This window comes from uncultured Brachyspira sp., from assembly GCF_944390845.1.
GTDB lineage: Bacteria > Spirochaetota > Brachyspiria > Brachyspirales > Brachyspiraceae > Brachyspira > Brachyspira pulli.
Map to the genome: position 1 here is coordinate 1 of NZ_CALXRM010000097.1, position 10,452 is coordinate 10,452.

The window sequence follows — 10,452 nt, forward strand, 5'->3', positions numbered from 1 at the left end:
AATATAAATTTAATAATATCAAAACCATCATTAAGAGTACTAAAAGTTTCTAATCTATCCATACTGGAATATAAATATTTTATGTCCTCCTACATATTTTTTGTTAATGAGTGTTTCTAATCTATCCATACTGGAATATAAATTTAATAATATCAAAACCATCATTAAGAGTACTAAAAGTTTCTAATCTATCCATACTGGAATATAAATAAAATAAATAATGAATTCTTAAAATGTCAACCAGATGTTTCTAATCTATCCATACTGGAATATAAATCAGCCTTACCTTTTATAAATCTATCTACATTTAAGCGTTTCTAATCTATCCATACTGGAATATAAATAAGTACGAGAATGATGACGACGATGACGATTATTGGTTTCTAATCTATCCATACTGGAATATAAATTTTATCATAATTCTATTTCTAATTTATACAATCTTTTTTGTTTCTAATCTATCCATACTGGAATATAAAGTGAAGTGAATTAATTAAATGATCAACGACATTGTTATGTTTCTAATCTATCCATACTGGAATATAAAGATAATCTAATGGTAATGTTTCTTCATCTGGTATACAGTTTCTAATCTATCCATACTGGAATATAAAGCTCTTAGCAAGCGGAGGAGGAGCAAACGCAGGGGGAGGTTTCTAATCTATCCATACTGGAATATAAAGGAGCTACTCAAAAGGGATAGGGCGAAGATACGCAGGTTTCTAATCTATCCATACTGGAATATAAAGGCATTCTTTCAAAAGAAGTTTGAACATCAATACTAGGTTTCTAATCTATCCATACTGGAATATAAAGAAGAAAAAAGCAATTTTTTTTAATGTTTTTGAATATGTTTCTAATCTATCCATACTGGAATATAAAGGTGTCTAATAATAACAAAGTAGATTATTATAATAGAGTTTCTAATCTATCCATACTGGAATATAAAATAGAAAGTTATAGTAGTATTTGGAAGTGCTTTATCTGTTTCTAATCTATCCATACTGGAATATAAATTTTTTAGTAAGTATATTCTATAGATCTTATAGCATGTTTCTAATCTATCCATACTGGAATATAAATGCAAAAAATCATCTATAATAAAATTATCTTTTGGAATGTTTCTAATCTATCCATAATGGAATGTAAATTGATGATAATGGATAGGCGTTGCTTTTACTTATGCCTTTCTAATATATCCATATTGGAATGTAAATTGTATAGCAAACATATCACGCATATCTGCGACGTTAGTTTCTAATCCACCATATTGTAATATAACTATTGATTATTAAGGCGATTTATTTATAATTATAACAGGATTAAAATATGAATATAAAATTAACCGCTTTAGTAATCTTTATTGTTGGGGCTATACTTACTATTTTGGGAGTTATAAGTATTACTTCTACTGTTATCGCATCAAAAAATTATAAAAAAACTATAGGCATTGTTGAAAAATACGAAACAAAAAGAGTTTACAAACATGGAAAAAATAAATATGAAAGCACTATGTTAATAAGCTATGAAACTGAAAGGTTCGGAAAACTATATACCACTATGGAAAGCTATTATCCTTTTAGAAAAGTAAAAGACGAATTAACATTATGGTATGATCCAAACAAACCAAGAAATATAAAACTTCCTTTTTCTGAAATTGCTTGGGCTTTAATATTTATACCGCTTGGAATAGGATCAATATTATTATCTTTAATGGCTGTAACAATAAAAAAGAAAGATAAATAAAATAATAAACGAATAGCTGATAACCTATAAGTATAAGTTGCCAGCTATTTTTTTATTATTGTTATGCCACCCGTAAGGGTGCCACTCACTTTTTATTTTTTTGAGAAACTATTCTCCTCGCCTTTTAGCATTCTCTTATAATTAGGTATATGTTTTATTATAATGAATATTGCTAAAAGTATAGCTATAGGAAGAAGAACCACATAATTAATATTAAAGAATAATTTATATAAAAAATTAGCCTTGAAATATAATAAGCTTAAAACTATAGGAAAAGCCAAAGCTCCAACTGTAGAACCTATTGCAACAGTTTTTCTTGAAGCAAATAAACCTATAAAGAAAAATACCATAGTAAGAAGCAAACTTACAGGTGCAAGCATGAACATAGAACCTGCACTTGTTGCTACTCCCTTACCGCCTTTAAATCCTAAAAATATAGAAAATACATGTCCAAGTATTGATGCCACTGCACAAGCTACTAATATATAACTATGTATTGATATTATACTAGATAAAATAAATGATGGAATTAGTACAGCGATCATACCCTTTCCTATATCAAGTATATAAGCTGCTATTCCTGCTTTCTTTCCGCATACACGCAAAACATTACTTGCACCCGGATTACAGCTGCCCTCTTTTCTAACATCATGACCATTTATTTTTCCTATTATAAATGAAAATGGTATAGCTCCGATTATATATGATACAAGTATACTTACTAAAATTTTAACTATCATATTTTTTACCTCTCTTTCTGAAATTAAGAATTACAGGTGTTCCTCTAAAGTCAAACATCTCTCTAAATCTATTTTCTAAATATCTTTTATAATGCGAATTTAATTTATGAGGGTGATTACAGAATATAGCAAATGCAGGAGGATTAACTCCAGTTTGTGTAACATAGAAAATTTTAAATGGATTTCCGCCGGCTGATATTGAATATTCCCTTGTAGCTCTAACCATAGTTTCTGTAAGGGCATGAGTTTCAAATCTTTGAAGTCTTGTTTTAGCTACTCTTACAGCCAATGATAAAAGTTTTTCTGCATCATTTTTTCTTGTAGCACAAACTTTTGCATAAAAAGCATAATTCAAAACTGGGAAAGTATCTTTCATATATGCTTCATAATCATTCCAAGTAGTTTCTTTATCTCTTATATCCCATTTATTTGCTGCTATTACAATTCCTTTTCTTCTTTCTATTATTAAGTTGGCAATAGTTTTATCCTGATCAGTTAAGCCTTCAAAAACATCAAGCATTAATATACAAACATCTGAAGCTTCTATAGCTTTTATCGCTCTGTTTACGCTGTAATATTCTACATCGGTATTAACATTTTTTTTCTTTCTTATTCCTGCGGTATCAACAAGACAAATATCATCGCCTTTAAAATTGAATGTTTCATCTATGGCATCTCTAGTGGTTCCTGCTATATTAGAAACAATACTTCTGTCTTTTCCTATTAATGTATTTAATAAAGTAGATTTTCCTGCATTAGGTTTTCCAACTATAGCTATATTAATGATTTTCTTTTGTGCTATATATTCATCAAGTCTGTATTGTTTTGATTTTTCTTTTTTATTATCATAATTTTCATCATCTTCTGATTCGTCAATATAATCATCATCTTCATAATATTCTTCTTCAAAATCTTCAATTTCTGCTGCCTCATCATCATTTTCATCACTATTTTCATTAGTTTTTGAGGCTTCTCTTTCTGCATCTAAATCAACACCTATTCTTTCAAGCACTTCAAGAATTTTTTCTCTCAAATCATCAATACCGTTATTATGTTCAGCACTGATAGCAACTATATCATTTATACCTAGAGAATAAAATTCATTTATCAAATTATTATGAGAATCAGCATCTACTTTATTTATAACCAATACAATAGGTTTTCCAGACTTTCTTACCATATTAATAAAATGTCTGTCATCTGGGTGGCTTTGATGAGCGTCTACTAAGAACAATAAAATATCTGCATCTTCTGCCGCAGTTTTCAATGCCTTTTCTCTTACTTTTTCATTTAAAGTATCATCACTTACATCAAGAAGTCCGCCTGTATCAAAAACATTAAAAGCTATATCATCTATATAAGTTTTTGCCATGCTTATATCTCTGGTAACTCCAGCCATAGGGTCAACTATAGATTTTCTTCTTCCTGCGAATCTGTTAAATAGAGTGGATTTGCCTACATTAGGTCTTCCAAGTATAGCGATATTTTTCATTTATTCAAACCCTTTCAAATTATGTGTAATTAAAATAATATCATAGTTTTTAATATATTGCTATTATATTTTAGCATTTAATTTAATAAACACTTGGGCGGGTACTTTAATTTCTTATTCAGCAATAAACTTAATTTAAATTATAATAACAGAATAAAGCCTTAAAAAATAAAGGGCGGGGTATGTAAATAAAGTTTTAAAATTTAATTACACTTGCCCACCCTTTAGGTATTTAAATTTATTTTGTTATTTTTATTTTATTTTTCTTGATAGTTTTCCATTGTAATTATAACGCCCGCCCAAGCGTTTTTTAAATTTAAAATTCGCACACCGCACGCAGAATAACATTTAAAATATAGATAGATTTATAATTTTAATCTTTATTATATATAGAGCTTAGTTAACCGTGCGTAATATTTTATGTTAATTATTATAGTATTAAATTTTTTTTATATTATAATGATTTCAATAAATTTATATTAGGAAATTTTATGTCAGTTGTTAAGGATAATGATTCTAGTATGGATTCAAAATATTATTTTGATAATGCAAATATTTTTTGTCTTGAAGGAAAATATGAAGAAGCCATAGTATATTATAATAAAGCTATAGAGTTAGACCCTAATTATAGTGCTGCTTATTATAACAGAGGAAGTGTTAAAGCTGATTTAGGTGAATATGAAGAAGCTATTAAAGACTATGATAAAGCTATAGAGTTGGACTCTGATTACAGTGATGTTTATAATAACAGAGGAATTATTAAAAATGTTTTAGGTAAATATGAAGAAGCTATTAAAGACTATGATAAGGCTATAGAGTTAAACCCTAATAATAGAGCTTTTTATAATAACAGAGGAGTATCTAAAGAAAATTTAGAGGAGTACAATGAAGCTTTAAAAGATTATAAAAAGGCTTTGGAATTAGACCCTAACTATGATATTGCTAGAGAAAATATAAAAGAGATTCAAGATAAATATGGCTTGAAATAAACTTTACGCACGGTGAATAAAACCTAAAAAATTAACTGCATTATCAATGGAAATTTATTAAATAATTAAAATTCGTTAATCGTGCGTTAAATGGATTTCAAATTTAAGCATCACTTGGGTGGGTATGCTTTTTCTTATCAAGTTATTAATATAATTAAAGTTAAAATTTGAAAAATATACTATAAAGAATAAAGGGCGGGGAATGTAATTAATACCCAACCCTTTGAATTATCAATTCTTTATATATTATTATATTTTAATCAAGCTTCAGGCGGTATCAACCCAAAATAACATATACCAAACATTACAAAATATCTCTTAATTTGAACATTTTTAGGATAACTTGTGCAATATCTAAAGTCATTTGCATTTTCATATACTTTAGTTAAATCATTTACAGTAATTTTTTCAGGTTCAGCTGATGGAAGAAAAGTTTTAATATCTTCAATGTTAAATGGTATTTCTTTTTTTACAAGATATTTTACACCATTCCAAGTAACTTCTTCAGCCAAATAAATTGTTTCTGACCTATATCTATTATTATCCGTACCAGTATATAAAGATTTACCGTCATATCCTACATAATGATTTCCCACAGCCGCCGTTTCAACAAATGAGGTTTGATTATTTATGGATAAATCTGCTATAAATTCATTTGTAGAACCAAAAGAAAAATCCTTTTGATATGATTCTATTTTTTCCTCAAAGTCTGTTTTTGTAGGAGGCGGCTCTGTATTATCAGGGTTTGTATTATTATTTTTGCAGCTGAAAATAAATAATAAACATAGAATTGAAATTAAAAAACTTTTTTTGTTCATAATAAGAACTCCTTATAAATTGTTTTTATATAAAAATTTTTTCTTGACAGAATTAAATTATTATTTTGATTATAAAAAATTATGATGATAATGTTATAAACAAAATTAAAAAAATTATGCAATGCCAATATTAGTATAGAAAAAGTTAATGAAAATATATTATTGAAAAAATTTAAACTTGCTGATTGCTGATTGCTGATTGCTCTCTATCTATTAAATAAAATATTTATATTTTATGTCAATTATTTTAACATAAGAAATTTTAAAACTTAATTATATTTGCCTTTTAGAGTTTTTAATTTATTTTGTTATTATAAGTTTACTAAATTCTTAGTATGCAAGTATTAAAAAGTCAATAAAGTTATTATTAATTTATTTATATCCTTATAATTTTAGATTTTTTAAACATTTTAATTAATTATTATTGTGAATATAATATTTACTTCATAATAATAAGGTTTCAAATAAAATATATTTTGGCACTTTTGCAACTTTTGCTGCGGGAAAAGTTGATAAAAAATAAGTTTAAAATTTTATTTACATACCCCGCCCTTTATGCTTTGTTATTATTTTTTGAATTTTAGTTTTAATTATATTTTAAAGCTGAATCATAAATTACAGCACCCACCCAAATTTTTTTAAAATTGGTGGCAGAACATACCGCACGAGTTAATGAGATTTTAAAATATATGCTTATGGAGAATAAATTAAGAGAAATGTAATTTAAGATTTTAAATTTAATTTACATTTGCCCACCCTTTATACTTTCAATTATTTCTGACATTTTTAAATCATTTTTCTTTACAATCATTACTGTTATTTTAGCTGCCCACCCAAGTTTTTTTAAATTTAAAGCTTTTATACCGCACGCAGAATAAAACAAAAAAATATAGATTTGTTTGTAATTAAAATTTTGATTATATTCTTAATTTTTGTTCACCGTGCGGGAAATATATTTTTAAATCTAATTAACATTTGGGCGGGGCTTTAATTTCTTATTCAGCAATAAACTTAATTTAAATTATAACTTTAGAATTAATCAATAAAAATAAAGGGGGGATTGTGAATAAAGCTTTATGTCAGAACTCATAAGTTTTTTATTTCTTTAATTTATTTATAAAAAACTTGTTCGTCAATAAGCTCCTGCCATTCTAACGAATGTCAGGAACTCACAAGTTTTTTATTTCTTTAATTTATTTATAAAAAACTTGTTCGTCAATAAGCTCCTGCCATTCTAACGAATGTCAGGAACTCACAAGTTTTTTATTTCTTCTGTGCTTAATCCTGTTAATTCGCTAATAAGTTCAATATCCATATTTTTATTCTTCATATTTATAGCCATAGATATTTGATTTTCTTTAATACCTTCTTCTCTGCCTAATCTTCTTTCTTCTTCAAGCATTATTTGATTTCCGTATAAATATGCTTGTCTTTTATCATATTCATTCATCATTAATCTATTTTTAATAAAGTTATTATACCTTCTTTGTACTTCTTCCATTATAGGTTTTTCCTTTACTATATCAGACATAATATCCTCCTTATTATCTTTCATAGTGAAAAATTTTAACCAGCAGTTTAAATCAGGTTCTAATAAATCATATTTAAACTTTTTCAATTCTAATATATGTATCTGTAAATGATCTGTTAATAATCTTTTGTTATTTGTATCATAAATCATATAACAAGAATGTATAGAATCATTATCATCTAAATTGAAATTAAGTAAGTTTATACTTATAACAGGAGTTAAAGCATCGTACTTCTCGCCATGTTTTAAAAGTTTACTATAATTAGATGCCCAATAATATAGTATACGTTCTGGAAATCTTGAATTGCCTTGTAATTGTATTTCTATAATTACAACTGTACCATTTTGAGTTATACACTTTACATCTGCTATTGTTTCTTTATCTTGATAATTTTCTTTATAATTAAATGGGGTCAATATCTCCACTGATCTAAAGGTTTTCATATTAGAATCAAGCATTATTGAATTGATAAAGTCAAGAAGTATAGGACTACTGTCTGGTGATGAGAGTAAATATCTCACAAAATAATCATTCAGTACATTAATATATCTATTAGCCATAATATAATTATACAAAAAATATTATGTTTGTAAATAGTTTTAGAAAATCAATTATTTATATATTATAAGAAGAATGTATGGAAATATATTCCTGAGTTAAATCTGTGAAATAATAATAATCTTCATATTTGGTATTATAACCCAAATCTATAGTTATATAATTTTCTTTTCTGTCATTATCTAAACTATTTATATAACCTTTATTAATTTCACCATTTTTATAAATTTCAATGTCATTAATATATAATGATACATTGTTTATATTAATATTCATATTACCCAAAGGAGATAAAATCTTTTCAAAATATGGATTTTTAGAAAGGAATAATATTTTTACTAAATTTGAAGTGGCTATTTTCTTAGCTATATTGAAAGCATCATTTTGAGTCTTTGCCCTCTTAACTGACACTATAATAGTTTTTGTTATGCCCTCACCATCTAATATTACCATCTTGGCAAGATAAGCACATATCTCATCTAATTTATGTTTTAAATCTTTAAATAACTTTTTATTTTTTTCAGTGATAGGTTTGTTATTTACTGCCCCATTGGCCATAATAACAGCCATATCATTTGTGGAAGTCTCTCCATCTATTGATATTCTATTCAATGTTTTATCAACAGCTTCTTTAAATGCTTTATTTAAAGTTTCTTTCTCTACACTTAAATCAGTAAATATAAAAAGTAAAACTGTAGCCATATTTGGGTGAACTATGGAACTTCCTTTAGCAACAGCATAAAACTTAGCTATTTTACCTGAAACTTCTAATTCTGTAGTATATATCTTATTAAATTTATCCCTAGTTTGAATGGCCCTAGAAACATTATCAAAATTATCATTAATAGATTCACTTGCTATTTTTATGCCGTTCTTTATTTTCTGAGTATCTAATTCTACACCTACAATTCCAGTAGAAGCCATTAATATATTCTCTTTTTTTATATTGAAAATTTCTGAAGCATATTTAGCTATTTGAACAACATCATCATAACCTTTTTTTCCTGTTAAAGCATTGGCTATTTTACTATTAACTATTAATAAATCTATATTATTTTTATCATTCTTTTTTGAAAAGACTATAGGAGCAGCCTGAAAATTATTTGTAGTATAAAGAGCGGATACTACACTTGGAGGATCACTTTTTATGATAGCTAAATCATAATCATTATTTTTAAGACCAGATTTGACAGCAGCAGATGAAAACCCTTGAGGTATATCATACATTAAATAACTCCTCCTCTTCAGGATCTGCATCATCTTCTATTTTTTTTACTTTCTTATTCTCGTAATTAATTCTTTTTCTTACAAAGAATCTTGAATTTTTACCGTTTTGCCTTTCTTGTATAATACCGAATGTACCAGAACCAAGATAAACTATTTTATCTTCTTCTTCCATCTCTGATAAATTATTCTCTTTTATCTCTTTCAATATGCATTCAAAATGAGCTAATTCACCAGTGCCATTATGTCTTATGGCTTCTTCTATGATATAAATTGGCTCATTACATATAGGACATAAAGGTCTTTCAACGTCCTCTTTCATACGTTTTTTTAGATAATTCCTTTCATATTCCTCTATGCTTTTTTCTTGAAATTTATACTGATTGTTGTGATTATACTTTTTTTTATTGTAGAAATTATTTTTATTTTTTTTATTATTGCTATAGAATTTCTTGTTATTATTATTTTCTTTATTATATTTTTTGAATTTCTTTTCTGACATCAGCTAACCTTTTTATAACAGAGCAATACCAATAAAAATCATCAGCATTGCTCTATATAATAAAAACTAATTACTCATCATAGTCATCATCGTAATCATCATCATCATCATCATAGTCATCGTCATAATCATCATCATCGTAATCGTCATCATCATCAAAGTCGTCATCGAAATCGTCTTCAAAATCTATAGAATCATCGTCATCATCATCGTCGTCATAGTCATCATCATAGTCATCGTAGTCGTCTTCATCGTCGTAGTCATCATCATCATAATCATCGTCGAAATCATCATCATCAAAATCGTCATCGTAGTCATCATCATCATAATCATCGTCGTCATCGTAATTATCATTATCGCCATAATCATCATCATCAAAATCGTCATCATCAAACTTTTTAGCAAAATATCCATTATCTAATAAGTCTGATTCATTTAATAAATATATAGATTCTAACTCTTCCATTTATTACTCCATAATTCGTATAATTTTTTAGTTATAATAATACAATAGTTTTTTTTGTCAAGTACAAATATATTTAATTTTAAAAAAATATATTAAATATGACCTATTAATTTTTCTATAATTTAACATTTTTATAACAAAAGTCAATAAAATATAATATAGTGAATTTATTTTATAAATTGCATAATATAAAAATGTAAATATAAAAAATCAATACTATTATAATATTATTACTCATAAAAAAGTAAAAAACCCGCAGAAAACAAAATTCCACGGGCTTTATATTTCGATTTATTTCTTTTAACCAATAAAAAACCCGTAGCAACTAAAGTTACTACGGGCTCACTATTTTGATTTATTTAATCTAATTAAATACTAATTACTT

Annotated in this window: 9 protein-coding genes and 1 CRISPR repeat array; of the genes, 2 read left to right on the forward strand and 7 right to left on the reverse strand. The window is 26.4% G+C overall.

Annotation, left to right across the window (positions count from 1 at the left end; genetic code table 11):
* Nucleotides 1-45: 45 nt before the first annotated feature.
* Nucleotides 46-1,282: direct repeats of the CRISPR family, unit length 30 nt; unit sequence GTTTCTAATCTATCCATACTGGAATATAAA.
* A gap of 47 nt (nt 1,283-1,329) precedes the next feature.
* Nucleotides 1,330-1,746, forward strand: coding sequence for a DUF3592 domain-containing protein (locus Q0K52_RS13640; RefSeq protein WP_297300369.1), 417 nt, complete (start codon nt 1,330-1,332; stop codon nt 1,744-1,746).
* Nucleotides 1,747-1,838: 92 nt separating this feature from the next.
* On the opposite strand, the gene plsY is transcribed toward Q0K52_RS13640, so the two are convergent.
* Entirely contained in the window at nt 1,839-2,486 is a 648-nt protein-coding gene (plsY, locus tag Q0K52_RS13645; RefSeq protein ID WP_297300371.1) for a glycerol-3-phosphate 1-O-acyltransferase PlsY, read from the reverse strand.
* Nucleotides 2,476-3,978: a ribosome biogenesis GTPase Der gene (gene der / locus Q0K52_RS13650; protein ID WP_297300373.1), complete on the reverse strand. Its 1,503-nt coding sequence runs from the start codon at nt 3,976-3,978 to the stop codon at nt 2,476-2,478. The genes plsY and der overlap by 11 nt, the downstream gene beginning before the upstream one ends.
* A 491-nt stretch (nt 3,979-4,469) precedes the next feature.
* Between der and Q0K52_RS13655 the strand changes: the two genes are divergently transcribed.
* Nucleotides 4,470-4,967, forward strand: a complete 498-nt coding sequence (locus tag Q0K52_RS13655) for a tetratricopeptide repeat protein (RefSeq protein ID WP_297300375.1) — start codon at nt 4,470-4,472, stop codon at nt 4,965-4,967.
* Between the two features lie 260 nt (nt 4,968-5,227).
* Here the strand turns inward: Q0K52_RS13655 and Q0K52_RS13660 are convergent, their stop codons facing one another.
* The 5 genes from Q0K52_RS13660 to Q0K52_RS13680 form a co-directional block, all read right to left on the reverse strand.
* Nucleotides 5,228-5,785 carry a hypothetical protein gene (locus Q0K52_RS13660; protein WP_297300377.1) on the reverse strand — a complete coding sequence of 186 codons (558 nt, stop codon included), beginning with the start codon at nt 5,783-5,785 and terminating at the stop codon, nt 5,228-5,230.
* A gap of 1,252 nt (nt 5,786-7,037) precedes the next feature.
* Complete coding sequence (locus tag Q0K52_RS13665; RefSeq protein ID WP_297300379.1) at nt 7,038-7,877, reverse strand: Rpn family recombination-promoting nuclease/putative transposase; 840 nt, start codon at nt 7,875-7,877, stop codon at nt 7,038-7,040.
* A gap of 55 nt (nt 7,878-7,932) precedes the next feature.
* On the reverse strand, nt 7,933-9,102 hold the full coding sequence (gene argJ, locus Q0K52_RS13670) for a bifunctional ornithine acetyltransferase/N-acetylglutamate synthase (RefSeq protein WP_297300381.1): 1,170 nt from the start codon (nt 9,100-9,102) through the stop codon (nt 7,933-7,935).
* Nucleotides 9,095-9,601: a hypothetical protein gene (locus Q0K52_RS13675; protein WP_297300383.1), complete on the reverse strand. Its 507-nt coding sequence runs from the start codon at nt 9,599-9,601 to the stop codon at nt 9,095-9,097. Before Q0K52_RS13675 ends, argJ begins: the two co-directional genes overlap by 8 nt.
* A gap of 70 nt (nt 9,602-9,671) precedes the next feature.
* Nucleotides 9,672-10,067 (reverse strand): DNA primase, encoded by a 396-nt coding sequence (locus Q0K52_RS13680; protein ID WP_297300385.1) that lies wholly within the window; start codon nt 10,065-10,067, stop codon nt 9,672-9,674.
* Nucleotides 10,068-10,452: the final 385 nt, after the last annotated feature.